The 26,337-nt window shown below is 42.2% G+C and carries 26 protein-coding genes; 17 read left to right on the top strand and 9 right to left on the bottom strand.

Annotated elements, in window-relative coordinates; translation table 11 throughout:
- Window positions 1-22: 22 nt before the first annotated feature.
- The 8 genes from KI659_RS05170 to KI659_RS05135 all read right to left on the bottom strand — a co-directional run bounded on the left by KI659_RS05170 (window position 23) and on the right by KI659_RS05135 (window position 6,140).
- Window positions 23-799, bottom strand: coding sequence for a LytR/AlgR family response regulator transcription factor (locus KI659_RS05170; RefSeq protein WP_213944301.1), 777 nt, complete (start codon window positions 797-799; stop codon window positions 23-25).
- A 32-nt stretch (window positions 800-831) separates the two neighbouring features.
- On the bottom strand, window positions 832-1,689 hold the full coding sequence (nadC, locus tag KI659_RS05165; RefSeq protein ID WP_213944300.1) for a carboxylating nicotinate-nucleotide diphosphorylase: 858 nt from the start codon (window positions 1,687-1,689) through the stop codon (window positions 832-834).
- Window positions 1,690-1,707: 18 nt separating this feature from the next.
- On the bottom strand, window positions 1,708-2,172 hold the full coding sequence (locus KI659_RS05160; protein ID WP_213944299.1) for a PaaI family thioesterase: 465 nt from the start codon (window positions 2,170-2,172) through the stop codon (window positions 1,708-1,710).
- Window positions 2,133-2,597: a hypothetical protein gene (locus KI659_RS05155; RefSeq protein WP_213944298.1), complete on the bottom strand. Its 465-nt coding sequence runs from the start codon at window positions 2,595-2,597 to the stop codon at window positions 2,133-2,135. Before KI659_RS05155 ends, KI659_RS05160 begins: the two co-directional genes overlap by 40 nt.
- Complete coding sequence (locus KI659_RS05150; protein ID WP_213944297.1) at window positions 2,594-3,196, bottom strand: hypothetical protein; 603 nt, start codon at window positions 3,194-3,196, stop codon at window positions 2,594-2,596. Before KI659_RS05150 ends, KI659_RS05155 begins: the two co-directional genes overlap by 4 nt.
- The gene (locus KI659_RS05145; RefSeq protein WP_213944296.1) at window positions 3,183-4,610 is read right to left on the bottom strand and encodes a pyridoxal phosphate-dependent decarboxylase family protein; all 1,428 of its coding nucleotides are present in this window, start codon (window positions 4,608-4,610) and stop codon (window positions 3,183-3,185) included. The genes KI659_RS05150 and KI659_RS05145 overlap by 14 nt, the downstream gene beginning before the upstream one ends.
- Before the next feature lie 2 nt (window positions 4,611-4,612).
- Window positions 4,613-5,371, bottom strand: a complete 759-nt coding sequence (locus KI659_RS05140) for an SDR family NAD(P)-dependent oxidoreductase (RefSeq protein WP_213944295.1) — start codon at window positions 5,369-5,371, stop codon at window positions 4,613-4,615.
- A gap of 73 nt (window positions 5,372-5,444) precedes the next feature.
- A complete protein-coding gene (locus tag KI659_RS05135; RefSeq protein WP_317195924.1) occupies window positions 5,445-6,140 on the bottom strand; it encodes a ComF family protein in 696 nt (231 codons plus the stop codon).
- 77 nt (window positions 6,141-6,217) lie between these two features.
- On the opposite strand from KI659_RS05135, the gene KI659_RS05130 reads away from it, so the two are divergent.
- From KI659_RS05130 to KI659_RS05050, 17 genes are all read left to right on the top strand, one after another.
- Window positions 6,218-6,568, top strand: coding sequence for a carboxymuconolactone decarboxylase family protein (locus KI659_RS05130; protein ID WP_213944294.1), 351 nt, complete (start codon window positions 6,218-6,220; stop codon window positions 6,566-6,568).
- Window positions 6,561-6,923, top strand: coding sequence for a hypothetical protein (locus KI659_RS05125; protein WP_213944293.1), 363 nt, complete (start codon window positions 6,561-6,563; stop codon window positions 6,921-6,923). Before KI659_RS05130 ends, KI659_RS05125 begins: the two co-directional genes overlap by 8 nt.
- Window positions 6,924-6,941: 18 nt before the next feature.
- Complete coding sequence (locus KI659_RS05120; protein WP_213944292.1) at window positions 6,942-7,703, top strand: exodeoxyribonuclease III; 762 nt, start codon at window positions 6,942-6,944, stop codon at window positions 7,701-7,703.
- 62 nt (window positions 7,704-7,765) lie between these two features.
- Window positions 7,766-8,167, top strand: a complete 402-nt coding sequence (locus tag KI659_RS05115; protein ID WP_213944291.1) for an ATP-binding protein — start codon at window positions 7,766-7,768, stop codon at window positions 8,165-8,167.
- A 5-nt stretch (window positions 8,168-8,172) separates the two neighbouring features.
- Window positions 8,173-8,589 carry an rRNA maturation RNase YbeY gene (ybeY, locus tag KI659_RS05110; protein WP_213944290.1) on the top strand — a complete coding sequence of 139 codons (417 nt, stop codon included), beginning with the start codon at window positions 8,173-8,175 and terminating at the stop codon, window positions 8,587-8,589.
- 134 nt (window positions 8,590-8,723) lie between these two features.
- A complete protein-coding gene (mnmG, locus tag KI659_RS05105) occupies window positions 8,724-10,589 on the top strand; it encodes a tRNA uridine-5-carboxymethylaminomethyl(34) synthesis enzyme MnmG (RefSeq protein WP_213944289.1) in 1,866 nt (621 codons plus the stop codon).
- Entirely contained in the window at window positions 10,579-11,481 is a 903-nt protein-coding gene (locus KI659_RS05100) for a class I SAM-dependent methyltransferase (RefSeq protein ID WP_317195923.1), read from the top strand. Before mnmG ends, KI659_RS05100 begins: the two co-directional genes overlap by 11 nt.
- Complete coding sequence (locus tag KI659_RS05095; protein WP_213944288.1) at window positions 11,478-13,214, top strand: Ig-like domain-containing protein; 1,737 nt, start codon at window positions 11,478-11,480, stop codon at window positions 13,212-13,214. Before KI659_RS05100 ends, KI659_RS05095 begins: the two co-directional genes overlap by 4 nt.
- 477 nt (window positions 13,215-13,691) lie before the next feature.
- A complete protein-coding gene (locus KI659_RS05090) occupies window positions 13,692-14,462 on the top strand; it encodes a hypothetical protein (protein ID WP_213944287.1) in 771 nt (256 codons plus the stop codon).
- A 2-nt stretch (window positions 14,463-14,464) separates the two neighbouring features.
- Entirely contained in the window at window positions 14,465-15,205 is a 741-nt protein-coding gene (locus KI659_RS05085) for a hypothetical protein (RefSeq protein ID WP_213944286.1), read from the top strand.
- 232 nt (window positions 15,206-15,437) lie between these two features.
- Window positions 15,438-15,908, top strand: coding sequence for a MarR family winged helix-turn-helix transcriptional regulator (locus KI659_RS05080; RefSeq protein WP_213944285.1), 471 nt, complete (start codon window positions 15,438-15,440; stop codon window positions 15,906-15,908).
- Between the two features lie 36 nt (window positions 15,909-15,944).
- A complete protein-coding gene (locus KI659_RS05075) occupies window positions 15,945-18,350 on the top strand; it encodes a 3-hydroxyacyl-CoA dehydrogenase/enoyl-CoA hydratase family protein (RefSeq protein WP_213944284.1) in 2,406 nt (801 codons plus the stop codon).
- A 69-nt stretch (window positions 18,351-18,419) separates the two neighbouring features.
- Window positions 18,420-19,595 carry a thiolase family protein gene (locus tag KI659_RS05070; RefSeq protein WP_213944283.1) on the top strand — a complete coding sequence of 392 codons (1,176 nt, stop codon included), beginning with the start codon at window positions 18,420-18,422 and terminating at the stop codon, window positions 19,593-19,595.
- An 18-nt stretch (window positions 19,596-19,613) separates the two neighbouring features.
- Window positions 19,614-21,410, top strand: a complete 1,797-nt coding sequence (locus KI659_RS05065; RefSeq protein ID WP_213944282.1) for an acyl-CoA dehydrogenase family protein — start codon at window positions 19,614-19,616, stop codon at window positions 21,408-21,410.
- Window positions 21,411-21,591: 181 nt separating this feature from the next.
- Window positions 21,592-23,961 (top strand): ATP-binding protein, encoded by a 2,370-nt coding sequence (locus tag KI659_RS05060; RefSeq protein ID WP_213944281.1) that lies wholly within the window; start codon window positions 21,592-21,594, stop codon window positions 23,959-23,961.
- Between the two features lie 22 nt (window positions 23,962-23,983).
- Complete coding sequence (locus tag KI659_RS05055) at window positions 23,984-24,349, top strand: response regulator (protein WP_213944280.1); 366 nt, start codon at window positions 23,984-23,986, stop codon at window positions 24,347-24,349.
- On the top strand, window positions 24,339-24,917 hold the full coding sequence (locus tag KI659_RS05050) for a biliverdin-producing heme oxygenase (protein WP_213944279.1): 579 nt from the start codon (window positions 24,339-24,341) through the stop codon (window positions 24,915-24,917). Before KI659_RS05055 ends, KI659_RS05050 begins: the two co-directional genes overlap by 11 nt.
- Here KI659_RS05050 and KI659_RS05045 read toward each other — a convergent pair.
- Window positions 24,914-26,329 carry a type III PLP-dependent enzyme domain-containing protein gene (locus KI659_RS05045; protein WP_213944278.1) on the bottom strand — a complete coding sequence of 472 codons (1,416 nt, stop codon included), beginning with the start codon at window positions 26,327-26,329 and terminating at the stop codon, window positions 24,914-24,916. The two genes, KI659_RS05050 and KI659_RS05045, sit on opposite strands and share 4 nt — an antisense overlap.
- Window positions 26,330-26,337: the final 8 nt, after the last annotated feature.

Raw genomic sequence — 26,337 nt, 5'->3', positions numbered from 1 at the left:
TACTAAAATATAAAAGGAATCTCTATTGATTCACCCACTTCTTGAAAGCAGTTACCTTTTCCCTGCTTACCACAAGCTCTTCATGAAATTGGATTTTGGGGGTAATTTTAAGTCTGCTGTTGATGTGTTTTTGAATGGGACCTATAGCATTGATATTGATCAACACACTGCGGTTGATCCTAAAAAATTCTCTCGGATCGAGCACATCGGCCTCCAGATCCATGAGTTTTTGGTTGATGGTGAATCTTTCGCCCGTGCCCATTTCGTACAGATAGGTCTGACCGTTATCGGCAAGGAAAAACGCCACTTCTGAGGGCATTTTGGCCAAAAAGGAATCCCCGGATTTCACCATAAACCTAGATTTCTGGTTGCTGTTTAGTTGGGGCTCACTCGAGAAGGGACCGGATGGGGACCTGCCCGTCTGTATCGAATAGAGCACCTGAAACTTTTCAAAGCTCTTTCGGATCCTTTCCTGATCCGCATTCTCATTGATGAAATCCAGGCAATTAAGACTTAAAGCCTTTTCGGTGATAAAAGGCTTAGGGGAAGTGAAGATCACCGGAATCCTCATGTCCAGTTTCTCAAATATAAAGGGATGCATATCTGTCAGGTCATAACTCCCCACAATCAGGTCCACCTTATTGCCCTTTTCTACATAGTTGTAGGCTTCCTCCCAGGAGGCCAATACTTCTACAGTTTTCAAAAAAGGGTTAACATTCTGGAATTTATGGCTCCATTTATAGCCATCCTCACTCCGGTGTACGATGATGCAATTAATGAACTGGTTTTCTACTCCCATTTTGCTACTCTTGGATAATTTCCGTCCGAAAACTAAACAGCTTTCAGGCTAATATCAAGACTTTTTACATGATGTGTCAAAGCACCCACTGAAATAAAGTCTACGCCGCATTCTGCGACATCTTTTAGCGTTTCTTCTGTAATTCCACCAGAGGCCTCGGTTTTATATTTTCCACCGATGAGTCTTACAGCCTCCTTCATAGTTGGACAATCCATGTTGTCCAACATAATCACATCCACACCCCCAGTTTCCAACACCTGCTTCACTTCATCGAGATTTCGGGTTTCCACCTCAATCTTGAGTTTCAGCTTATTGGCTTTCAGGTATTCCTGAGTGGCCTTAATGGCTGCGGCTATCCCACCGGCAAAGTCCACATGGTTATCCTTCAGCATGATCATGTCATAAAGGGCAAACCTATGATTTTGGCCACCCCCGATCGCCACAGCCCATTTTTCCAGCATGCGGAAATTTGGTGTGGTTTTGCGGGTATCCAATAATTTGGTGCGGGTGTGCTTGATCAGCTGGTTTAGCTTGTACGTTTTGGTGGCAATGGCGCTCATACGCTGCATGCAGTTGAGCACCAGGCGCTCGGTAGTCAAAATCGAGGCTGCACTTCCAGATACTTTAAGACCTATATCGCCAGCTTTGACTTTGTCACCATCTTTGAGTAAAAGCTCCACCTGCAAATGTGGATCATAATGCTCAAAAATCATCTTGGCCAAGTCCAAACCGGCAATGATGCCCTCTTCCTTGATCAATAGCTGGGCGGCACCCTGCACATTTTCAGGCAAGGCGGCCAAGGTAGAGTGATCACCTGTCCCCACGTCTTCCAGCAGGGCAGATTTGATGAATTTTTGTAAATTATCTTGGGTCAAATACGAATTTTTCACCCTGCAATATTACTAATTTTATCGGGAAGAATTGTCACTAAGTGAGGAAATGGGCACTTGCGTCACGATAAGGTTGCTGCTTCCTTTGGCTATGAGCTTGCCTTCCGCATTGGTGATTTTGGCTTTCCAATGGTTCACATTTCGTCCACCCCTCACCAGTTTGGCTTCTACGGTGAGTTTTTCGCCTACATGGGCCGCAGCCAAAAAGTCGATGTTCAGGTTGATGCTGGTCATCAGGTATTCATTTCCGGTCACGTAGTTGGCCCCGCCGATCACGTCGTCCAACATGAGAGAGGCCACCCCGCCATGCAAGATGTTGCCGGGATTGCAAAATTCTTCCCTCACGGTGTACTCCATGACCAATAAGCCGTATTCTACCTCTCTGAGGACTCCTTCCAGCCAGTTGCCGGCCTTGGAAGGGGAATGATTGATGGTGGTACCGATTAGTTTTTTGTAATTTCTGAGAAATATATTGTCTTCCATAGGTAAAGGCTGATCAGATTGACGGTATCGAAAATTTCATAAATGTTTTTGGGCACAAAAGGGGAGAGGGTAACCTTATAATGCCGGTTTTTGTCCTGCTGGATAATGAGGCTGTACTTATCCTTCAGTTTGAGAATTTCCTCCGGGAAAAAAACCTGTTGGGGCATTTTGACTGGACTGTTTTTCATTCCAAACTGTTTTTTGACCTTTCCATAGGTTTGGCCAACGATTCTGTCATTAAAACCCCGCTCCTGAATTTCCAGAGTGGAGTCCTGGAGAAATTTAGGATTAAAGGAATGGATTAAAGTAATGCCGGACTTGATAAAGCGATAGGTGACCTTACTTCCCACTTCCTTCTGAAAAGGCAGATTGGTCTTGATTTTACAAAAATTCCATAAGTTTTCTATCCGCTTCAATTCCATCATTTGTTCCTGTCCTCTTGTTCCAATAATCTAAAATAATCAAATGAGGTGGTTTTAAAAGCATCTCTTTCCTTTCTTTCCACCAAAATGGGCTCCCAGCCATCGGAAGTCTCTATTTCAAAATGGGCATCCTGGAGCAATAAAGGATAAACCTGATCCACAAACCTGAAATGATCAAACCTGTCACCACCACCAAATTGAATAATGCCCGAGCTGTCACTTTCATCAAAACTATACTTCAAATTAATCCTGCCATCCAATATTGCCTCGGATGGCTCCAAATAAATATAGGCATCTTCCTTCACCCGATTCAGAATAATCGAAAGGTTGATCACAGGCCTGCTGTCATCCACCACCCTTTTGGACAACCTGAAAACGTTCATTTTGGCATCGTTGCGGTTTTCTCGGTCATAGAAAGGCTGCCGCACATTCATGAAATACAGGCGGCTCGCAGCCGTGATGGAGGTCCTTATTTCTCCTTCCTCCAGTTCCACCGTTTTGGTGTTGAAAAATGATAAAGCAAAGACCCAGATCAACGTTCCGATCCCGAAGATTTTGAACAGTTTTATAAGTTCCGGGTCAAATGATTTATCCTTGGACATTTTCCTTTTTTGGCATCTTTTCTAACAACAACTCCCAGGCATTTTTGATATGGGTTTCTTCCACGTCCGTCTGCCCGATCACCCAGCGGATCACAAATTTTCCGTCAAGCTTTGTATGTGTAAAAAATGCAAGGCCGGTTTGGTTCACTTCAGCCATCCATTTTTCATTGAGCTGATTGAGTTTTTCAGTTGACAAACCAGTTTCCACAAACCTAAAGCAAATGGTATTTAAAGGTACAGGTGCCAAAATTTCAAGGTTTGGATGCCTTTCAATCCATTCTACCGCCTTCTTAGTAAGCTTAAGATGGTGGCGCAACTTTTTCCTCAGGCCATTTAACCCATAATGGCGGATGACAAACCAAAGTTTCAGCGCCCGAAACCTTCTTCCCAGTTGAATACCCCAATCCCGGTAATTGTTGACCTGCTCATCCAGTTGTGTCCGTAGATATTCGGGAGTGAGGCTGAAGGTTTTGATCAGGTGTTGGGGCTCTTTTAGAAATAGAACAGAGCAGTCAAAGTTGGTGAACATCCATTTATGAGGGTTAAAGACATAACTATCAGCTTTTTCATGCCCTTCATTCATCCATCGAAATTCAGGTAAAAGCAAGGCTGTACCTGCAAAAGCCGCGTCTATATGGTGCCAAATACTGTATTTTTGGCATATATCACCAATTTTATCGATCGGATCAATGGCTGTCGAACTGGTAGTCCCTAAAGCAGAAACCACGCAGAGAGGGATGTAACCCTTCTCAACATCGGCTTGAATGGCTTTTTCCAAAAGCTCCGGTATTAAAGCATAATTATCATCCACCCTTATTCTAATCAGATTGAACTGACCGATCCCGGCAATCCTTAATGCCTTGTCGATGGAGGAATGAACATGTTCTGAGCTATAAACCCTGAATTTTGCAAAGCCTTCAAAACCTGATTGGTTGATTCTATAGCCGGTAACCCTCTCTCTGGCAGCAAGAATCGCACTAAGCGTGGCAGTACTGGCCGTGTCATGAATCACACCTTTCCACGTGGAACATATGCCTTTTGCATCCCTCAACCAATCTAAAACCCGCTCCTCTAATTCAGTTGCGGCAGGGGAGGTGAGCCAAGACATACACTGGGCACCCAAAGTAGACATCAGTAATTCGGCCAATATGGACGGCTCGGAATTGTTGGCCGGAAAGTAGCCGAAAAAGGATGGATGTTGCCAATGAGTCATTCCCGGCAGGATGACATCTTTGAAATCAGCAAATATGCGGTCAAAATCTTCACCCTCCTCTGGAGCGGAGGAAGGCAATTGCTTTAAAATTTCACCAGGCTCTATTTTAGGTGTAACTGGATACTTTTCTTTGTTTTCCAAATAATCCGCCATCCAATCAACCATTTCATGGGCTCGCTTTCTGAATTCCTCTTTATCCATATTCAATGTACGTAAGATCCGGCATTCATATCGATAGTACAGCCTGTAGAATGGTCAGCTAATCCAGAACAAAGCAAGGTCACCATCGGTGCAATATCCTTAGGTTCAGTGAGTTGTGACAGAGCAATATCGTTTAAAGCGAAATCCTCACCATATTGATCCATAAAATCCTGAGCCATATCGGTTTTGGTAAAGCCAGGGGCTATAATGAAAGCCTTGATTCCTTCTTTTCCGTAATATCGGGCAAGAGATCGTGTAAAACTTACAATAGCGGCTTTGGAAGCGGCATAGGCCAAATAATCAGGGGTGTCACCCCTAAATGCAGCCCTGGAGGAAATGTTTACAATACGCCCATTCTTGTTATTTCTGGCATGCTCGACAAACTCCTTACTGATAATTGCCATTGCATTGATATTGACATTCATGGTTTTGAGCCATGAGCTGGTCCAATCGATGGTTGGGGCATTGTCAGGCGTAGAAATGGCAATGCCCGCATTGTTAACCACCGCATCAATCTTTCCGTAGGTTTCCACCAAAACCGGTATCCAACCCATTACTGCATCCAGATCCGAAAGATCACAAGCTACGGGGTGGGAGGGGTTTGGAAGGCTTTTCTGCAACTCCAAAACATCCTTCTCACTATTATTATAATGCAGAAGTACTTCCGCACCAGATGCCGATAATTGTTGGGCTATAGCCTTCCCAATTCCCCGGGAAGCCCCCGTGACGAGAATTCTATGGCCTGAAAGGTTTATATGCATATTTGAATCAATTCAAGTTAAGTAAGCAATTTAAAAAGCCTTGGGAAATAAAGCCATGCCGACGGTATAAAGTTTAGACAGTTCCCGCTGCTATCACGGCCAGATCAACTTTTTTAACTCCGGCAGCCAAGAGTGCATTGGCACAAGCGGCGAGTGTGGCCCCGGTGGTCATCACATCATCGACCAACAATACGTATTTGCCTTCTAGCTCTTTACCACCAAAGTGAAAAACATTCTTAACATTTTCCCACCGTTCCATCCTGGATTTCTTAGTTTGTGTTTGAGTGAATTTGGTCCTTTGCAATCCCTCATGTACGGGCACTGCCAAAGCAGCAGAAATCCCCATGGCGAATTTAGCACTTTGGTTATATCCCCGCCTGCGCAACTTAGCTGGGTGCAGAGGCACAGCGATAATGAAATCCCAATTGACATCAAACTCAGCCTGAATCAGCTTCTGCCCATACAATTTTCCCAAAACCACTCCCAATTGTGGTTTATTCTTGTATTTGAGCTGGTGGAGAAGCTTTTGACTTAAGCCATTTTTGGAAAATCTAAGGAAGGCAAGAACCCTATCCGCCTTGGTAAGACCAAGCAATTTGACGGTCAGGTCATTTTCTTTCGGCCGCAGGTGGTAAGAGGTGATGGGAAGGGAAGCTTCGCATTTTCGGCAAAGCTGAAATTCGAAAGCATACAGGCTTGTTTTACAGCCACTACAGGTCTGGGGAAACACCAGGGCCAAAAAATCCTCCAAAAAATTGAAACGCATCATGAAAAAGGCTTGTTTGTTCTGAATGACAGGAAAATACCTGTTATATTTACCGGTTAATCTAAAAGTTAAGGAAATTAATGAATTTAAGAGAAGAATTCAATGCTTATAGAACCAAGATGAATGAAAAAATCTTGGCTGAGGACAACAAAGTCATCAAGCGTTTTTTCAATCTGGACACCAATGCCTATGCGGAAGGTGCCTTGGATGTAAAAACCAAGGAAATGCTAGGCCTTTCCAGTTCCATGGTGCTCAGATGTGATGACTGCATAAAGTATCATTTGGAAAAATGTTTTGACGCAGGAGTGACCAAAGCACAGGTATTTGAGGTCTTTTCGGTTTCCATGATCGTTGGCGGATCTATCGTGATCCCTCATTTGAGAAGGGCAGTTGAATTTTGGGAGGAGCTAGAAAACCAGACAAATGATTAAAAAGGATTATGACCTTGAAGTAAGGTGGGGCAAATTGCTAAACGGATTGAAAGATCTGATTGGGAAAAAGCCCGCCGATCTCAATGGAGTACTGTTTTTGATAGGAGTACAGGAATTGGGACAGGGTCTGAGAACCTTTTCCAAGGAGCAAAAACAGGATCTGATACATATAGGCATATGCAAGGTATTAAGCTTGGGCGGCTTTTATGAATTGGATTATATCGATCAAGACGGTTGGCCACATTGGAAATTGGTCAATAAATTGCCCCACTTTGACATATTGGATCAGGAAAAGTTGTTGAAGATCCACGTAATTGAATATTTTGAAATCGAATTTGATATAGAAATCAAATAATTAATTCACCACAAGAGAATGAAATTCGTATCCTATAATGTCAATGGCATTAGAGCAGCATTAAATAAAGGTTTTGCAGAGTGGCTTAAAGATACAGACGCCGACGTGATCGGTCTTCAAGAGGTAAAAGCCATGCCTGACCAAGTTGATATAAGTATTTTCGAAGACCTTGGATACCATGTTTTCTGGTATCCAGCTGTGAAAAAAGGATACAGTGGTGTGGCCATACTCAGTAAAGTGAAGCCAAATTTTGTGGAATATGGCATGGGTGTAAGCACTTATGATGATGAAGGAAGGATGATCAGAGCTGATTTTGATGATGTATCTTTCATTAGCGCATATTTTCCATCAGGAACCACAGGGGACATCAGGCAGGATTTCAAATACCAGTTTTTGGATGACATCTATGGATATAGCCAGGATTTGATCCAAAAAATACCTAACCTGATCTTTAGCGGGGATTATAATATTTGCCATAAGGCGATTGATATCCACAATCCAGTAAGCAACAAAAATTCGTCTGGGTTTTTACCAGAGGAGAGGGCATGGATGGACAAGTTTACCGAATCGGGGTTTGATGACAGTTTCAGATTATTCAACCCTGACCCGCACAATTACACCTGGTGGAGCTACAGGGCCAATGCTCGGGCAAAGAATTTGGGATGGCGGATCGATTATCACATGACCACAAAATCCATTAAGGACCGGTTGAGAAAGGTAGAAATTTTGAGTGAAGCAAAACATAGCGACCACTGCCCAATTGTACTGGAAATCGAATAATTTGCGTGACTGAATTATACTAATAAAAGATTAAATAAAATATAAATCTGAACAGAAACTTAATGAAATCTATCAAAATTTCAATACCTTCTCTGATAGACAATATTAAAATTGTCGAAAGTTTCATAGATAATGCAAAGGAAAAATTCCATATCAATGATGACATATATGGAAACATTATGATTTCGGTCACAGAGTGTGTAAGCAATGCCATTATCCACGGCAATGGTAATGATCCCAAAAAAACGGTAAATCTGGAACTAAAATTCTTGGATAGCGAGTTGAAGTTCATCGTGGAAGATGAAGGCAATGGCTTTGATCAGAATGCATTGGTAGATCCGACCTCCCCCGAAAATATTGAAAAATACGGAGGAAGGGGAGTATTCATCATGAAGCACCTCAGTGATGAAGTAGCCTTCGAAGATGACGGACGTAAGACTATCCTGACATTTTACATGAGTTAATTGAAATGGCGATAAATTTCTTCAGTGAAGATATACCCTTTGATCTCAAACCAAAAAACAGCTACAAGAAGTGGCTGAGAGAAATTGCGGGCGAGGAGGGTTTTAAGATAGGTGAATTGAGCTATATATTCTGTTCAGACGAGTACTTGTATTCCATTAACCTGGAATACCTCAATCATGACACCTATACGGACATTATCACCTTTGACAACTCCGAAGATGAAGACATTATTGAAGGAGATATTTTCATCAGTATCGAAAGAGTCAGGGACAATGCCAAAACCCAAGGGACAGATGAAACGGAAGAATTAAAAAGAGTTCTCAGTCACGGCTTGCTACACCTTATGGGATACAAGGACAAAACAGAGGAAGAGGAGAGATTAATGAGAGAAAAAGAAAACCAGGCTATTGGTAAATTCTAAACTGTTCCACGTGAAACAGTGTCTTCTCACCTTATCCATATCATTCAACAACACAAGTGTTCCACGTGGAACACTGGGAGAATTTTCAAAAATAAATCAACGTTCCACGTGGAACATTATAATTACAGACGAGTATGTTTCCAGTATATGACGTAATAGTAGTAGGGGCAGGGCATGCGGGTTGTGAAGCCGCACATGCTGCTGCAAAGATGGGTTCCAAGGTTCTGCTTTGTACCATGAACATGAACACTATTGCGCAAATGTCCTGCAACCCGGCAATGGGCGGGGTGGCAAAAGGCCAGATAGTAAGGGAAATTGATGCCTTAGGCGGGATGTCGGGAATCATTTCGGATAAATCCATGATCCAGTTCAGGATGCTCAACCGCTCCAAAGGTCCGGCTATGTGGTCGCCCAGATCACAAAACGACCGGATGCGCTTTGCGGAAGAGTGGAGACTGGCACTAGAAGCTACGCAAAACTTAGATTTTTGGCAGGAAATGATCACAGGACTCGTAGTTAAAGACAAAAGGGTAGTAGGTGTGAGGACGGGAATGGGGCTAGATATTGAGGCAAAATCCGTGGTTTTGACAAATGGAACATTTCTAAATGGGATCATTCATATCGGAGAAAAGAAATTTGGAGGGGGAAGAACCGGTGAAGCTGCAGCAAAAGGCATCACTGAGCAACTTGTGGAACTGGGCTTCGAAGCGGGCAGAATGAAAACAGGCACGCCTCCAAGAGTAGATGGCAGAAGTTTGGACTATACCAAAATGGAAGTCCAACATGGAGATGAGTCTCCGGAAAAATTCTCTTATTCCAATGAAACCAAACCTTTGGAGAAACAACATACCTGTTGGATCACCTATACCAATAAAGAGGTACATGAAACACTGGAAACAGGATTCGATAGATCACCAATGTTCAATGGGAGAATACAGGGATTGGGTCCTAGATATTGTCCCTCTATAGAGGATAAAATCAACCGTTTCGCCGAAAGGGAACGCCACCAGATATTTGTAGAACCTGAAGGATGGAATACTGTGGAAATCTATGTGAATGGATTTTCAACTTCTCTTCCCGAAGACGTGCAATATAAAGCAATCAGGAAAATAGCGGGATTTGAAAACGCCAAGATGTTCAGACCTGGTTATGCCATAGAGTACGATTATTTTCCACCGACTCAATTGAAGTTGACACTGGAGACGCAGCTGATCGAGAACCTATACTTTGCAGGACAAATCAACGGCACGACAGGATACGAAGAAGCGGCCTGTCAGGGACTAATCGCAGGAATAAATGCTCACAATAAAGTCAAAGAGGAAGAACCATTCTTACTGAAGCGATCAGATGCCTATATATCAGTATTGATTGATGATTTGATCAATAAAGGCACTGAGGAACCTTATAGGATGTTTACATCCAGGGCTGAGTTCAGGTTGCTGCTTCGACAGGACAACGCAGATCTTAGACTCACGGAACTTGGCCATAAGATAGGGTTGGCGTCTGATGAGCGATTGGAAAATATGCTCGATAAAAAGAATGCCACTAAGCAGCTTATAAAAGAACTGAAGGAAAGAAAGCTTTCCCCCGAAGTGATCAATGAGGGCTTGGAAAAGCAACAGACGGCTACTATCAAGGAAAAGGCTACCATTGAAAAGCTGATCAAAAGACCTCAATTGGGATTGGATCAATTAAAAGGAATGGATGCTGATTTCGATGCGTTTCTGGATTCCTACGATAAGGAAGTATTGGAACAAGCGGAGATCCAGATTAAATACGACAGCTACCTGGAAAAAGAGCAGGCCATGGTAGATAAATTGAACAGCATGGAGAATTTCAGGATACCAGAAAGTTTTGATTATTTATCCATTCCTGCCCTTTCCGCTGAGGCAAAGCAAAAGCTTAATAAAATCAGACCTGAAACAATGGGACAGGCTTCAAGAATCAGCGGTGTGTCGCCTGCTGACATGTCCATATTAACTGTATATCTTGGAAGATAAAAGTATGTACGAAAGATTGACCAAATGCCCGCTTTGCAAAAGTGGGCATTTTAATAATACCTTAATCGTAAAGGATCACAGCGTATCTCAAGAGTCATTTACAATATGTAAATGCAAAAAATGTGAGCTGCTTTTTACCAATCCCCGACCGGACGTAAAAAGTATACAGAAGTATTACGAATCTGAGGATTATATTTCACATAACGATTCGGCTACCAATCTCACCAATTTGATCTATAAATTGGTTCGCTCCTATACTTTAAGGCAAAAAGTATCCTGGATCAACAGGTTTTCGAATAAGAAGGGGAGAGTCCTCGATTTCGGTTGCGGTACAGGATATTTTCTTAACAAGGCTAAAGAAGATGGATGGGAGACTATAGGATTAGAGCCAAATCCAACAGCAGCCAAAATTGCCAAAGATAGAAATGGTCTGACTGTTTACTCGGATCGGGAAGACCTACAAATAGAGAAGAAATTCGATGTTATTACGTTATTCCACGTATTGGAACATGTACATGATCTGCAGGAAACCATGGAGGTTCTTTTGGACAAATTGAAGAAGCGGGGAGTGCTCCTGCTGGCCGTCCCAAATTACTCCTCATGGGACAGCAAGGAATACGGTGAAAATTGGGCGGCATTGGATGTGCCTCGCCACTTGTACCATTTCACACAAGGGACCATGCAATCTTTGGCAGAAACCTTCAATCTAAAAATAAAAGAGACCATCCCTATGAAATTCGATAGTTTTTATGTCTCACTTTTATCAGAGAGTCATAAAAATCAAAAGAAAAATTTTATAAATGCATTAAGGAATGGATTTAAATCCAACAATTATGCAAAAAAGAACAACCAGAATTATTCTAGCTTGCTATATATTTTGAAGAAAAAATGAAAGTAAATAACCTGCTGTTATTATTTATAGCAATTATTGCCCTGCTTGCCTGCGCAAGGGAAAGCGCCCCAATGGGAGGCCCAAAGGATGAAGAGCCTCCCAAGCTACTCAAATCCGATCCAGCACATGAATCCTTAAATGTAAGACCTGAAGAGATTAATTTGGAGTTTAGCGAGTTTATCAAGGTAGAAAATCCAAACAAGCAGATCATCATCACCCCTAGGATCAATACCCAGGAAATGGAAGTGGTGGCCCTTAGAAACCGAGTGAGGATAAAACTTAATCAGGAACTGGAGGATAGTACTACTTATGTTTTCAACTTTCAACAAAGCATTAAGGATATTACCGAAAACAATCCAGCAGAAAATCTTAAACTGGTTTTCTCGACAGGTAATGAAATCGACAGCTTGAAATTTTCAGGAAGGGTAAGATTTGTATTTCCACAAAAGGAAAAGGTTATCAAGGATGTGCTGGTCGGCTTGTATGACATAGCCGACACCACAGATTTATTCAATGATCCTCCATATTATATAGCCCAGGCTGATACAAGCGGAAGGTTTGAAATAACTAATATCAAAGCTGGAACCTATAGGGCAGTAGCCTGGCAGGATGAAAACAATACATTGAAAGTGGAGTCTAAAGTGGAACCTTATGCTTATTTCTCCGATTCTGTAGTGATTGATGAAAATATAGATGGCGCCCATTTCAACCTTTTCAGGGCTGATTTATCGGCATTTTCCATCAACCGTTCAAGCCCTACTGCAACCAATTATGACATTGTACTGAGCAAGGCACCGGCTGAAATCAATTTGGACCACCCGGATTTGAATGATAAGCTATTTTATAGGCTATCAGAAAGGACAATCAGACTTTACCATACTGAGATGCGGGAGGACAGCACAGAGGTCAGATTATCGCTCAAGGACACTGTGGGCTTCAGCATTGATACTGCGCTGTATGCAACCTTTGAAGAGAGTACGAGAAACAAGCAAAAGCTCGAACTAACGGTGGATAGCGGCAAAGGCTTTATACGCAATCTCACCGCACAGTTGGACTTCAACAAACCTGTGGTAAACATCAATTACGATTCTTTGATGGTTCGGTATGATACGGCGAGCTTTATACCTATTACGCGTGAAAACTTGAGTTTACTGGATAGCAGCAATTATACAAAGTACATTGTCAGGGTAGCCTTACCGGATACTTTGCCAGCTGGCACCTATACTTTATTTGCAGCAGATTCCACCTTCCAGGATGTGGAAGGGCTATGGAATGAAAATGAAGTAGAGGCCAATTATAGAAAAATCAAGTCTGATAACCTTTCGGATGAAATTTCAGGAGTAATCGAAAGTGATGAATTGCCAATCATTTTGCAACTGCTCAACAAGCGAAATGAGATTGTTTATACCACTTATCTGACAGAATCAAACAGGTTTAGAATAACCAATATAGAGGCTGGAGAATATAGATTACGGGCAATAATAGACAGGAACAGCAACCGCAGATGGGACCCTGGCAACTATAACGACCTCAGCCAACCCGAACCGGTCTACTATTATGTAAATCCGGCGAATGGAACCCGAGAATTCACTATTAGGCCCAATTGGTCTAATGTGGACCTTAATATTGCCGCTATTCCTGAAACAGGTTTAACACAAACGACTGATCAAGAGGAAGAAGGCATGGATTTTGAGATAGAAATACCGGAATTTATCATCCCGGAAGAACTATAGCAACCGCTGTCGATAACTTGCCTAGAAAGTGTGAATAAGTGTCGACAACTTATGGATAAAAGCAGAGTTATCCCCCAGTGATATTTTTCATTGGGGGATTTTTTTGAGGCCTATGGATAACCACAATATTCTGCACCTTAATCCACATTTTCCCCCACAGCTATTCATACACATTCAACTTTGGCGTATATTCTACACCATAATGGGCATAAGTCCATTGCTCATTGAGCCTTAACAACTTACAAGTGGATAAAATGTGAATGAGACGTGAATAGCAAGGGGATAAATGATTATAAGCTTGTGGGAAAGTTTTTGCCAGTTAATTGTCCACAAATCCACACCTTAATAACTTTAATAGTTTTTATTTAATTAAATAAAATAGTATATATATAGAGAAGTGGATAACTGAAAAAGTGAACATGTTACAGGCTTCGGAGTTTTTTAGAAAATTATAAAGGCTCTTTAAATGCTCAATCAATGAAAAGGATTTTATGGCTGGTTTTTCTTGTGACGTTGGGCCATGACTTGGCGGCCCAAGAGTTTTTACATTTTACTGATTTTTACGTCTCGGGCGGATATCGCAACCAACCCTATAAAGCCTTAAATCAAAGATTGCAAAATGCCGGCTATCAGGATTTCGGAGAGCATGCCGGAATCGTAGGTATAGGTATCAATCATTTTAACAGCTCAAGGTGGGGTTTATTTGCTGAAAGCGAACTAACCCTTCATAAAAAGAGATCGTCCAATGACGAGGTTAATTATAGGTATTTACCGCTACATGTCACTGCCGGTGTACAATACCGATTATTTCCAGAAAGAGGCTTTTCCCAATGGAATTTTTATCCCCGACTTGGGCTGTTTTACGGAACCACTTCATTGGATCTGTTAGCAAATAACCTTAATAGGGATTTTGATGATAATATTACTGGCGCCATGAATTCAAGCTTTCTTTATCAGAGAAATTATGGCTTGAATTTCAGTTTGAATGCGGATAAAATTATCGGCGCTTTTATAAAGCCAACCACTCAAGTTGGAATTTATAGCCGTTTTTCCCTTCAGGCGGGTTATATTTGGAATGTGCTAAACAGCAGGACAAAACTCAGAAGGAATTTCAATCCAGATATTCGGGATGATTTTGCCATTAGAAATTCACCCACATTTGATCCAAGTGCTTTTTACATCAAAGCCAATATTGGTTTGGGCAAATTTAAAAGGACCATTAAATCTGAAAAAGAAGCCGATTATTGATTATGCGCCAAGTTTTTTTCACTATTCTATTTTTGATTTTTCCTTGTTTGATTTTTGCCCAGGAGGAAGTGCCAGCTGATTTTCTTGAAAAATTGCATCAGGAAAAAAGTGAATCCCCTCCATCTTCAATGAACTTCTTTTTCTCAATGGGCTTGGAGAGTTTATTTTCTTTGCAGCAATTTTCCGAAAGATTGGAGAGTAATGGTTTGACTCCATTTCCTGATAGAAATTTTGTAAATGGCTTGGGATTTAATATTCAAAAAGAAAAATGGACTGTTTTTCAAGTGGATTTTGGATTTGCCAACAGTAATGATATTGGAGACGTAGAAGGGTTAAAGGAAAATGTTTTTTATTCCAACGCCAGAATAGGAGGGGCATACAATGTGCTTCCAGGCACGCATTTGTTTCGCTTCGAGCCTGGCTTAGGCCTTTTGTTTGCCAATGGACGCTATACTGTAAAGTCCACGGATGAATTGGGGAGTTTCGACGGTTTTTTGGGTCAAAGGAATTTTAATGAGTTGAGATTGAGCCAAAGCAGTGTTGGTTTGAATGTCAATGTCCTGATCAGCCCCAATCATTTCCATCCTGAGCCTACAAGAGGGGTGTTTGATTTCTTTTCCCTTGAAATTGGATCTAACTTGTTACTTCACCAATTTGGTATGCAGCCAAATCTTGCAGATCACCCTGACCTTAACCTGACCAGCGTGTATTTTAAAGCGCGGATAAATGTCATTAGTCAATGAAAAAAAATAAATATTTTTATAAGAAACTTAATTCTGTATTTTCAGTTTTTTAAGTATTTATTTTTATTTGAAAGCCATTTTTTACTATATTTTAAAATATAATCAGGAATAAGTGGTTGTTTACCTCTTTTAAGTATTGAAAGCAGTTGAAATTTTTGAATAAATAGTATGCATGCATACTTTATTTTTCTTAACTTAGGTAATTCTTAAACCCGCTAGAGCATAAAGCATAATGAAGAGAGAAGAAACAGTGGATTATCATATCAAATCTGCCTGGCACGCCATCAATCGGATGTATAACCAGCGGGCTGTGCAGGATGATTTTACAACATCCATTGGATTTGTTTTGATAAACATCAATTCCAAAGAAGGGACGCCGGCCACCAAGATCGCCCCGCTGATGGGGCTGGAGGCAAGAAGCCTTACCCGGATGCTCAAAACGATGGAGGAGAAAGGGCTGATCATCCGCAGGCCTGATCTGCAGGACAAAAGGTCGGTTAGGATATTTTTGACTCCAGAAGGAAAGAAGAAAAAAGAGATCAGCGTCAAAACGATCAAAGAATTTAACGAGGAGGTCCAAAAGGCCGTGGGAAAAGAAGAACTGGACAGGTTTTTCAAGGTATTTGACAAGATCAACCAAGTAGTAGAAAAAATACAGTCGTCAACTATAAACCCTCAAACAACGATTGAAATTAGGGATTAGATTATTAGACCTTTTTTCAGAAATCACTAAAACAATATGAAACGAACAATTAAAAAAATCGCCATTTTAGGTTCCGGTGTCATGGGATCCAGGATAGCCAGCCATTTTGCCAATATCGGCGTGGAAGTGTTGCTTTTGGATATCGTACCCAGGGAGCTTAATGAAGATGAACAAAAGAAAGGCCTTTCCTTGGAAGACAAGCAGGTCCGGAACCGTATTGTAAATGATGCCCTTCAAACGGCATTAAAATCTAAGCCATCGCCAATTTATAACAAGGATTTTGCTAGCAGGATCACTACCGGGAATTTTGACGATGATCTCCCCAAGATCAAAGATTATGACTGGGTAATGGAAGTGGTAGTGGAAAGGCTGGATATAAAACAGTCGCTTTTCGAAAAGGTAGAGCTGCACCGCAAACCTGGTACGCTAATTACCTCGAATACCTCGGGAATTCCAATGCACATGATGTGTGAGGGAAGAAGCGAGGACTTTAAGAAAAACTTTGCAGGGACTCATTTTTTCAACCCTCCGCGTTACCTGCGCTTATTGGAAATCATTCCTGCACCAGAAACCGATCCGACCATCATTGACTTCTTGATGGATTATGGTGATAGGTATTTGGGCAAGGAAACTGTGCTTTGTAAGGATACTCCAGCCTTTATTGCCAATAGAATTGGTGTATATGCCATTATCAGTGGCATGCATACTGTCGAAAAAATGGGCATGGGCGTATCTGAAGTAGATAAACTCACTGGAACGGTGATAGGTCGGGCCAAATCCGCGACTTTCAGAACCATGGACGTAGTTGGTTTGGACACCACCGTGAATGTGGCCAACAACCTTTACAAAACTCTTGAGCACGATGAATCAAGGGAGAAGTTTAAACTGCCTAAAATCATGGAAGTACTCTATGAGAAAAAATGGTGGGGAGACAAGACGGGAAAGGGTTATTTCAACATGATCCGTCATAAGGATGGCTCCAAGGAGCTGAAGGAAATCGATTTTGAAACTTTTGAATACAACGATGTAGAAAAGCCTAAGTTCAAGGCGCTGGAAGGCTCGAAGGAGATTGACGATCTGAAAAAGAGGATCAAATTCTTGGTAAACTTTGACGATAGGGCCGGGGAGTTTTACAGAGCGACTTTTTATGATCTTTTCCGCTATTGCAGCAACAGAATTCCTGAGATCGCTGACGAATTGTACAGAATTGACCAGGCGGTGACGGCAGGGTTTGGCTGGGAGTATGGACCATTTGAAAATTGGGACATCCTTGGCGTAAAAGAAACCGTGGCCAAGATGAAGGAAGCTGGCGAGACACCTGCCGATTGGGTGGACGAAATGCTTGCTGCGGGCCACGAGTCTTTCTACAAAGTAGAAAACGGTGTGAAGAAATACTACGACATCCCGAGCAAGTCTTACAAAGCCGTACCTGGAATGGATGAATTCATCCTCTTGGATACCCTCAAATTGGCCAATAAGAAACTTTGGGGCAATGCCGGATCGACCATATATGACATGGGTGACGATGTGATCGGCCTGGAGTTCCACACCAAGATGAACTCTCTGGGTGCTGAGGTGATCGAAGGTATCAATACCGCGATTTCAATGGCCGAAAAGCAATACAAAGGTCTGGTGATCGGAAACGAAGGACCAAATTTCTCGGCAGGTGCTAACTTAGCCATGCTGTTCATGTTTGCCGGCGACCAGGATTTTGATGAGATCAACCTGATGATTGCCCAGTTCCAAAACACCATGATGCGCGCCAGATATTCATCTGTGCCGGTAGTGGTAGCTCCGCACAACATGGCCTTGGGTGGCGGTTGCGAGCTTTCCCTTCATGCGGATGCCGTACAGGCGCATGCTGAACTCTACATGGGATTAGTCGAAGTGGGGGTAGGCTTGATTCCTGCAGGTGGCGGAACCAAGGAAATGACGCTAAGATTCTCAGAAAGCATCAAAGATGGGGATGTGGAACTCAACAGGCTTCAGGATACCTTCATGAATATTGCCATGGCAAAAGTGTCCACCTCTGCTGAGGAAGCAAGAGGTCTCGGATTTCTTCAAACCAAAGACAGTATCACTTTGAACAGGAAAAGGGTATTGGCCGATGCCAAGCAGAAAGTTTTGGCTTTGAACCATGCAGGTTATACCCAACCGGTTCAGAAAACCAATATAAGAGTGTTGGGAAAAACCTCCTTAGCCTTGTTTGAGGCTGGTATTACGGGCATGAGATACGGAAAATATATCTCGGAGCACGATGCAAAAATTGCCCGCAAACTGGCCTATGTGATGAGTGGTGGGGACCTTTCGCAGCCAACTGAGGTAAGCGAACGCTATCTGCTGGATTTGGAAAGGGAAGCCTTTTTGAGCCTGACGGGTGAAAAGAAAACTCTGGAGAGAATCCATAGCATCTTGTTCAAGGGCAAACCACTTAGAAATTAATTGAAAAGCTATCAAGACTAGAAAATTGATACGATTTAATTAAAAAACAATCACTTATAATCAGAAATAATGGAAGCATATATTGTAAATGGATATAGATCGGCCGTAGGAAAGGCCAAAAAAGGAGGTTTTAGGTTTTATAGACCTGATGACCTCGCAGCGGATGTAATCACACATCTAGTCAGTGAGATTCCGGGATTGGACCCAAAAAGGGTAGATGACCTTATCGTAGGAAACGCCATTCCTGAGGCTGAGCAGGGCATGCAGATGGGAAGAATGATCTCCCTATTGGCTCTGCCTCAGGAGGTACCAGGATTTATTATCAACCGTTATTGCGGGTCAGGATTAGAAGCTATAGCCTTGGCCACCGCCAAAATCAAATCCGGAATGGCGGATTGTATCATTGCTGGCGGGACAGAATCCATGTCCCTGTTGCCAATGATGGGATACAAGACTGCTTTGAACTGGAAAATTGCTTCCCAGAACCCGGATTATTACCTAAGCATGGGTTTGACAGCTGAGGAACTTGCCAAGGATTATGACATCACGCGTGAGGATTCGGATCAGTTTTCGGTCAAATCCCACGAAAAGGCCCTAGCCGCTATTGAGAGCGGTAAATTTAAAGATGAAATCGTGCCTGTGGAAGTTGAGGAAACTTACGTGGATGAAAAAGGCAAACGTAAAACTCGCAAATTTACCGTAGATACTGATGAGGGACCTAGGAAGGGTACGAGCATGGACGTACTGAGCAATCTGAAGCCCGCTTTCAAACAAGGGGGCCAAGTGACGGCAGGGAACAGCTCCCAGACTTCAGACGGGGCTGCCTTTGTAATGGTGATGTCGGAGAGAATGGTGAAAGAACTGAATTTAGAGCCAGTGGCCAGACTTGTTTCTTATAGCGTGGCCGGTGTTGAGCCTAGAATCATGGGTATAGGTCCTAAGGAGGCTGTTCCAAAAGCTTTGAAGCAAGCTGGTATCACCATGAATGATATCAACTTGGTAGAGCTAAATGAGGCTTTTGCCGCTCAGGCATTGGCAGTGATCAAATCGCTGGACATGAATCCGGATATCGTAAATGTGAATGGTGGCGCTGTGGCCTTGGGCCACCCACTGGGATGCACTGGAGCGAAACTTTCTGTGCAGATCATTAACGAGCTCCGCCGCCGAAATGGCAAATACGGCTTGGTAACTGCCTGTGTGGGCGGTGGACAAGGTGTTGCCGGTGTTATTGAATTGTTGAAATAAAAATTGAACTATATTATCATGGAAACCATAAAAAAATCAATTAATGGAGGAGAGTTCTTGGTTAAGGACACACCTGCACAGGACATTTTTATACCTGAGGAATTTACCGAAGAGCAAAGGATGATGGCTCAGGCCTGTCAGGATTTTATCGAAACGGAGATTACTCCAAAGGCCGAAGAAATCGACAGCATGAAGGATCCTGAGCTTGTTCCTAGTATTTTTAGAAAAGCCGGAGAACTTGGACTTTTGGGTATTTCGGTACCTGAGGAGTTTGGAGGTATGGGAATGAGTTTTAACACCTCCATGTTGATTGCTGATATCATAGGTGCGGCGGGATCGTTTTCCACCACTTATGGAGCACATACCGGTATCGGTACCTTGCCGATACTGTACTACGGTACGGAGGAGCAAAAGCAGAAGTATCTGCCAAAATTGGCAAGTGGGGAATGGGCTGCGTGCTATTGCTTGACAGAACCAGATGCTGGATCAGATGCCAACAGCGGTAAAACCAAAGCGGACCTGACCGGAGACGGAAAGCATTACTTGCTGAACGGGCAAAAGATGTGGATTTCCAATGCAGGATTTGCGGATATATTCATTGTGTTTGCCAAGATTGAGGACGATAAAAACCTGACCGCATTTATTGTGGAAAAGGATTTTGGAGGCATCACTATGAATGAGGAAGAGAAAAAGATGGGTATCAAGGGATCTTCCACCCGTCAGGTTTTCTTCAATGATTGCAAAGTACCGGTTGAGAATATGCTTTCCGAAAGAGGTAATGGCTTTAAGATCGCCGTGAACATTCTTAACATCGGTAGGGTAAAACTTGGAGCAGGTGTGTTAGGCGGTTGTAGAACAGTTATTTCCCAATCCATTAAATATTCCACTGAGCGTAAGCAATTTGGTACCTCTATCAATACGTTTGGAGCCATAAAGCATAAATTGGCAGAAATGGCGGTGAGAACATACGCCAGTGAATCGCTTTCTTACAGAGTTGGACAGGATATAGAGGATAGAATTAGCTCTTTGATCTCAGAAGGCATGGAAGATAGCCAGGCTAAACTGAAAGGTGTGGAGCAATTTGCAATCGAATGCGCCATCTCGAAGGTTCATGGATCTGAGGTGTTGGATTATGTGGTGGACCAAGGTGTACAGGTGTACGGTGGCATGGGCTATTCGGCGGATGCTCCCATGGAAAGAGCCTACCGTGATGCTAGAATCTCAAGAATCTATGAAGGTACCAATGAGATCAACCGTATGCTAATGGTGGGTATGGTTCTTAAAAGGGCCATGAAAGGCGAGGTTAATATTTACGAGCCGGCAATGGCTGTAAGTAAAGAGTTGACCTCTGTACCATCATTTGACACAGTGGATACTTCCGAGCTTTTTGCGGCAGAGAAAGAAGTATTGAAAAAACTGAAAAAAGTTTTTCTTATGGTTGGCGGAAAAGCTGCCATGGTGCTTCAGGATAAGATCGAGACGGAACAGGAGATCATGATGAATCTTGCGGATGTGATGATTGAAATTTACGCTGTAGAATCCACCATTTTGAGAACCGAAAAATTGGTAAGCCAAAAAGGTGAGGAAAACTGCAAACATCAAATCGCCATGACAAAGGTATATATGTCGCAGGCAGCCGATAAAATTAACGCAGCAGCCAAGGAGGCAATCGGTTCCTTTACTTCAGGTGATGAGCAGAAAGTAATGCTCATGGGACTGAAGCGATTTACCAAGATGGATCTTGTGGATACCAAAACCCTGCGGAGGGAAATTGCTGATTATATGATTGAAAAAGGGAAATATCCTTTCTCTTAAAAGTAACTAAAAGCCCTCAAAATGAGGGCTTTTATTTTTTACCTCATTAAATACCCAATAAGTATCGATAAAAGATTCCTTCTAGGTGATACTTACTCTACATTTACAAATAAGTGCCGTTTATTTCTTTTTTATGAATCTTATTATATAACTTTAAGGTTCAATATAAATTCCCAGATATATGATAAATCTAAATAATTGTGATAAAGAGCCAATTCACCTTCTTGGCAAGTTACAGCGTAACGGGCATCTGATAGCAGTGGAGGTGGATTCTCTTAAAGTCGCATTTGTGAGTGAGGGCTTAGATGAGTCTCTCAACATGTCTGTGGAGGAAATTTTTAAAATGGATATTGGTAACACCTTTGGGCCGTGGTTTCTCGATGAAGTGAAGAAGTACGCAACCACGTCCAAGAATTATCAAATTGTAAAAGACCTGATTATAAAAGGGAACTCTTTCTTTAAAGCAATTCTATCCAAATCCAACGGATACCTCTTGATTGAACTGGAAGATGTCACCAATCTTCAAAAATACAATGCCTATGCTAATGAAGGCCTGAGTTTCATTGACGAAGCCAGTCAGGTCTTTGAAAATATCAATGATGAAACCAAATTGGCGATCAATGCAGCCTCACTTTTGAGAACCTATACCGGTTATGATAGAGTGATGGTTTACAAATTCAATGATAATGGTGACGGAAAGGTCATTGCCGAGGATAAAAAATTTGGCCTTGAACCTTTTTTGGGGCTTCATTATCCCGCTAGTGACATTCCAAAGCAGGCAAGATTGCTCTATTTGAAAAACAAAGTGCGTGCGATCTATGATGTGGAGGATGAAGGAAAGGACATTTTTAGCCTAGATGGGTCCCATGCAGAAGAAAGGCTGGATCTTAGTTATTCGGTGTTCCGTAGTGTGAGTCCAATTCACCTTCAATATTTGAACAACATGGGAGTAAAGTCCACCCATGGGGTTTCACTTATTATCAATAAAAAGCTGTGGGGTATGCTACTTTGCCACGACCATACCAAATCAAAATTTTTATCGATTGAGCAGCGCTTGACTACCCAATTCTTTGGGGACTTGATGTCCAACAGGATAGCCTTGATTAATTCCAACAAAAAGAATGAGGAGTTCGAAAAGCTAAATACCATCGTAAATTCACTGAAGTTTACTACCCATGATGATCTTGGGGTGGCTATCCAAACGCATTGGCAGGAAATAGGCGATTTGATCAAATGTGACGGTTATTTTCTCCAGTCCCCGCTTGGCACCTATCAGTCAGGTGAGCAAATCAGTGAAAAGCAGATTGAAGTGCTGGACTCAGCCATGGAATATAACCAAGATCTGGTGTACACCAGTAATTCCCTTTCAAACGAGGGTATGAACAATACAGAGGGTTTGTTTCCTTATTCTGGATTTTTGAGGCTCACAATTAGCGAGGAGAATAAAGAATTTGTATACCTTTTTCGAAAGGAGAAGAAAAAGAAAATAAATTGGGCGGGCAACCCCAATAAGCCAGTACTGGTAGAGGAAAATGGGCAAGAAGGCCTTACCCCCCGCAAATCGTTTTCCAAATGGGAACAGCTGGTAGAAGGGCAATCCGAAGACTGGAGTGCGCAGGATGTAGAATATGCCAATATCCTCAGGGATGCCTTTATCACTTTTGAGATAGAACACCTCAAGCAGGTTTATTCCACTGGCACTGAAGTGGAAGAAGCCACAGAGCACTACAGAAACCTTCTTTTTGAGCGGAATAAGGAGCTGAACAGGCTCAATTCATTGCTTAAAAAGGAACTGGAGGAGAAAACGAAATCACAGAACAACCTTCGAATTGCCAAGGAAGCCGCTGAGCAAATGAACAAAATGCAGACGGAATTTCCATCCACCTTGAGCCACGAAATGCGGACACCTCTAAATGGAATCATGGGGCTATCGTTGATGATTCAGGAGAAATCTGTTTCCCCGGAACTGAAGGAATTTGCCAGCATGCAAATTGAGACGACCAAAAGGATGACCAAAACCTTGAATAGGGTTTTGGAACTTGCAAAAATTCAAAGCGATGGAACTAAACCTATCCTGGATGCATTTGATTTAAATAATTTTCTCAACGAGACTGTGAAGCCCCTAAAAGAGACGGCATCAAAAAAGAGGCAAAAGCTCCTTTTGATCAACCATGAGGAGGAAATGCAAATAATATCCGATCAGATCTTGCTGGAACAAATTATTTCTAATTTGATAACCAATGCGATAAAGTTTACACCCGAGAAGGGAGTGATACAATTAAATATCAAATTGGTTAGTAAAAATTTGAAAGAAATTTTAGAAATTGCGGTTGAAGATAACGGTATAGGAATTTGGGAAGAAAATTTAGAAAGAATCTTCGAACCATTCTTTAAAGAGGGAGAAATTACCAAACATTCGGATAACAGTTCTGGTTTAGGTTTGTTCTTGGTAAAGAAATACTCCGAATATCTCAACGGAAAAATCCGCGTGGAAAGCGAAAAAGGGGTAGGGAGCATGTTTCTTGTTCAGATACCAGTCGTCAAAGCTTAAAAAAGGTTTTAATCAAGAGTATATGAAAATTCTGTATATCGAGGATAATAATATTAACAGGATGATATTCGAGACGCTTCTGTCTCCGAGAGCTGACATTGCTTGTGCAGAAAATGGTCCCGCCGGCCTAGAGATGGCTGCCAAAGACTGCTATGAAATGATTGTCATCGATTTGAACCTTAATGATCCCAAAATGGACGGGTTTGATGTATTGAAATCCTTGAGGGAAAATGGCTATTGCCAAAAATGCAGCTCCTCAAAACTATTTGCCTTGACTTCTTATGCCGGCGATGAATGGGAAAAGAAGTGTATAGAGGCAGGTTTCGATGGCTATTTCAACAAGCCCTTGGATCCCAACATCATTCTTGAAAATTATAATGGTAACTGAAACCCTTAAGGAATCCACCAAAAAACACCATTCTCTCACCGAAAAAGCGCTAAACTCCAAACAGATTTTCCAGGAATCGTTTGATTTAGAAGCCTACATCCACATTTTAAAAAATCTTTATCTTGCCCATGAGCTCATTGAAAAAAAGCTCATGGAGCAGGAAAACCCCGAATTTGCAGACTTAATGCAAAGGCATTACCTGATGCGCAAAGGTTTGCTTGAAAAGGATCTGCAAAACCTTTCTGCTGATATTCCCTCAAATTCCAATGTCGTGTTTGATTTGGAAAACACCAATCAGGCCTTGGGTGCACTCTATGTGCTCAAAGGATCAACATTGGGCGGAAAATTCATTTATAAACATCTACATAAAGTATCCCAAAACTGGGAAAAAACCTCCTTGGAGTTTTATGGATTTGAGCATGAGGAGGTGATGGAAAACTGGAAACTTTTTACACAAGAGCTCAACGCCCTGCCTATTTCACCCGATAAGGAAAAACAAATGGTAATAGGCGCCGAAAAAGCTTTTACTACTTTTATTGAAGTAAGTGAAGAATTTTCCAAAGCTTAATATTCCTCATCCCTGGCCACTTTAAATTCTCCGTTATCCTTTGTAGCCACCAAATTGGTCGCCAGCTCGAAAAGGTGTGCCTCGGATTCATAAAAGTGCATCATATACCCCGCTGTATTGGGGAAGCAGATGAGGTCACCGATCTCAGGCAGGTTTTCAAAAGCCAGTTTGCGTTTCAGGATCAATTCCTGCTCAAGGCAATACGCACCAACCAAAAACCCCTCTACTGGTTGCTGAGTCTGTTTTGTTTCCATTGAAATGATGATGGGATCTAAAAGAAAGTCAGCACTTGAGCTGAACATCTGCGTGCGGTTCATTTCCAAACCTACTAGCCAATCACCGTTCATATCCTGCTTTCTAAATGCCACCCGGGCTACTGTAATCCCCACCTGATCCAAAAGTGACCTTCCCGGCTCAATTCTGATCTCTATCTCAGCATGCTTATTCAAAACCTCATAAAGGGCAATACCTTCCGCATTTTCGAAAGTCAAAATTTGCTCTAAGAATACCGCCCGGGGAGTGGTGTTGTAGTAGGGATAAACTTTGGGCTCTCCGTGAAGCTTGCCATCCACTAATGCCATCCCCAAGGGATCGTTGGCAAAAGTGATAGGGGATCTTTTCCCTAAAACGGCATTTTTTAATGACTGATGGAAGTCTTCCCACTCATTTTTATCATGCAGATAATTCATCAGGAATCCACCTCCGATATCGATAAATTGGGTTTTAATTTCCTTCTCTGCCAAAAGGTCCACCATATTAAGTGTTTGAAACAGGGCATTTGCCCTTTGCTCTGGAGAATAACCGTTGAGGTGGAAATGGAATCCGGTAAAGTTTAAGTTTTGAAATTGATCTTTAAAACCTTCTTTAATAAGGTGGAAGGCTTGGGAAAAGGTGAATCCGAAACGGGTATACAGGATTTCCCCTTCATGCTCAAAACCTCCCAGTCTTATCCCGATATTTATCTTTTTGCCCAACTGTATGGCTGTCGCATTTGCAAGTTCACATTCATCCAGGTTGTCCAATACAATTGGCACTTGGTTTTGAATGGCAAGATCTATCAAGCGTCTATTTTTGACAGCTGCGGTAATGGCAATATTTTCTGGGTCAAGCCCTTCATGTATGCACTGTTCAAGTTCCCTGTAGCTGGCCGTATCGACCCCAAACCCCAGTTTTTTGGCTTCCTTTACCATGGACCGGCTTTTATTGGCCTTTCTGGCAAAGTATATTTTATGTTTGATATTGTATTTTTTGAAAACCTGGCTAAACTCTTCAAAATTCTCTTTAAACGGCTGTGGATTGTGCACATTGATAGGGGAGTGGTGTTTATCCACCAGCTCGGCCAACTTCTTTTTGTTCTTCAAAAATTCAGATATCCATTCGTGGATGATGGGAGTCAATTTTGGTAAGCTCATATGAAGGT

The sequence above is a fragment of the Litoribacter ruber genome (assembly GCF_018449405.1).
GTDB lineage: Bacteria > Bacteroidota > Bacteroidia > Cytophagales > Cyclobacteriaceae > Litoribacter > Litoribacter ruber.
This window is presented reverse-complemented; position numbering and strand designations above follow the sequence as displayed.

Coding starts and splice junctions, on each gene's coding strand:
- ybeY (WP_213944290.1), top strand. CDS start 8,173: ATGGCGATAAATTTCTTCAGTGAAGATATACCCTTTGATCTCAAACCA.
- KI659_RS05095 (WP_213944288.1), top strand. CDS start 11,478: ATGAAAGTAAATAACCTGCTGTTATTATTTATAGCAATTATTGCCCTG.
- KI659_RS05070 (WP_213944283.1), top strand. CDS start 18,420: ATGGAAGCATATATTGTAAATGGATATAGATCGGCCGTAGGAAAGGCC.
- KI659_RS05075 (WP_213944284.1), top strand. CDS start 15,945: ATGAAACGAACAATTAAAAAAATCGCCATTTTAGGTTCCGGTGTCATG.
- KI659_RS05045 (WP_213944278.1), bottom strand. CDS start 26,329: ATGAGCTTACCAAAATTGACTCCCATCATCCACGAATGGATATCTGAA.
- KI659_RS05055 (WP_213944280.1), top strand. CDS start 23,984: ATGAAAATTCTGTATATCGAGGATAATAATATTAACAGGATGATATTC.
- KI659_RS05170 (WP_213944301.1), bottom strand. CDS start 799: ATGGGAGTAGAAAACCAGTTCATTAATTGCATCATCGTACACCGGAGT.
- KI659_RS05155 (WP_213944298.1), bottom strand. CDS start 2,597: ATGATGGAATTGAAGCGGATAGAAAACTTATGGAATTTTTGTAAAATC.
- mnmG (WP_213944289.1), top strand. CDS start 8,724: ATGTTTCCAGTATATGACGTAATAGTAGTAGGGGCAGGGCATGCGGGT.
- KI659_RS05135 (WP_317195924.1), bottom strand. CDS start 6,140: ATGATGCGTTTCAATTTTTTGGAGGATTTTTTGGCCCTGGTGTTTCCC.
- KI659_RS05120 (WP_213944292.1), top strand. CDS start 6,942: ATGAAATTCGTATCCTATAATGTCAATGGCATTAGAGCAGCATTAAAT.
- KI659_RS05130 (WP_213944294.1), top strand. CDS start 6,218: ATGAATTTAAGAGAAGAATTCAATGCTTATAGAACCAAGATGAATGAA.
- KI659_RS05085 (WP_213944286.1), top strand. CDS start 14,465: ATGCGCCAAGTTTTTTTCACTATTCTATTTTTGATTTTTCCTTGTTTG.
- KI659_RS05160 (WP_213944299.1), bottom strand. CDS start 2,172: ATGGAAGACAATATATTTCTCAGAAATTACAAAAAACTAATCGGTACC.
- KI659_RS05140 (WP_213944295.1), bottom strand. CDS start 5,371: ATGCATATAAACCTTTCAGGCCATAGAATTCTCGTCACGGGGGCTTCC.
- KI659_RS05050 (WP_213944279.1), top strand. CDS start 24,339: ATGGTAACTGAAACCCTTAAGGAATCCACCAAAAAACACCATTCTCTC.
- KI659_RS05115 (WP_213944291.1), top strand. CDS start 7,766: ATGAAATCTATCAAAATTTCAATACCTTCTCTGATAGACAATATTAAA.
- KI659_RS05065 (WP_213944282.1), top strand. CDS start 19,614: ATGGAAACCATAAAAAAATCAATTAATGGAGGAGAGTTCTTGGTTAAG.
- KI659_RS05090 (WP_213944287.1), top strand. CDS start 13,692: ATGAAAAGGATTTTATGGCTGGTTTTTCTTGTGACGTTGGGCCATGAC.
- KI659_RS05080 (WP_213944285.1), top strand. CDS start 15,438: ATGAAGAGAGAAGAAACAGTGGATTATCATATCAAATCTGCCTGGCAC.
- KI659_RS05150 (WP_213944297.1), bottom strand. CDS start 3,196: ATGTCCAAGGATAAATCATTTGACCCGGAACTTATAAAACTGTTCAAA.
- KI659_RS05060 (WP_213944281.1), top strand. CDS start 21,592: ATGATAAATCTAAATAATTGTGATAAAGAGCCAATTCACCTTCTTGGC.
- KI659_RS05125 (WP_213944293.1), top strand. CDS start 6,561: ATGATTAAAAAGGATTATGACCTTGAAGTAAGGTGGGGCAAATTGCTA.
- KI659_RS05145 (WP_213944296.1), bottom strand. CDS start 4,610: ATGGATAAAGAGGAATTCAGAAAGCGAGCCCATGAAATGGTTGATTGG.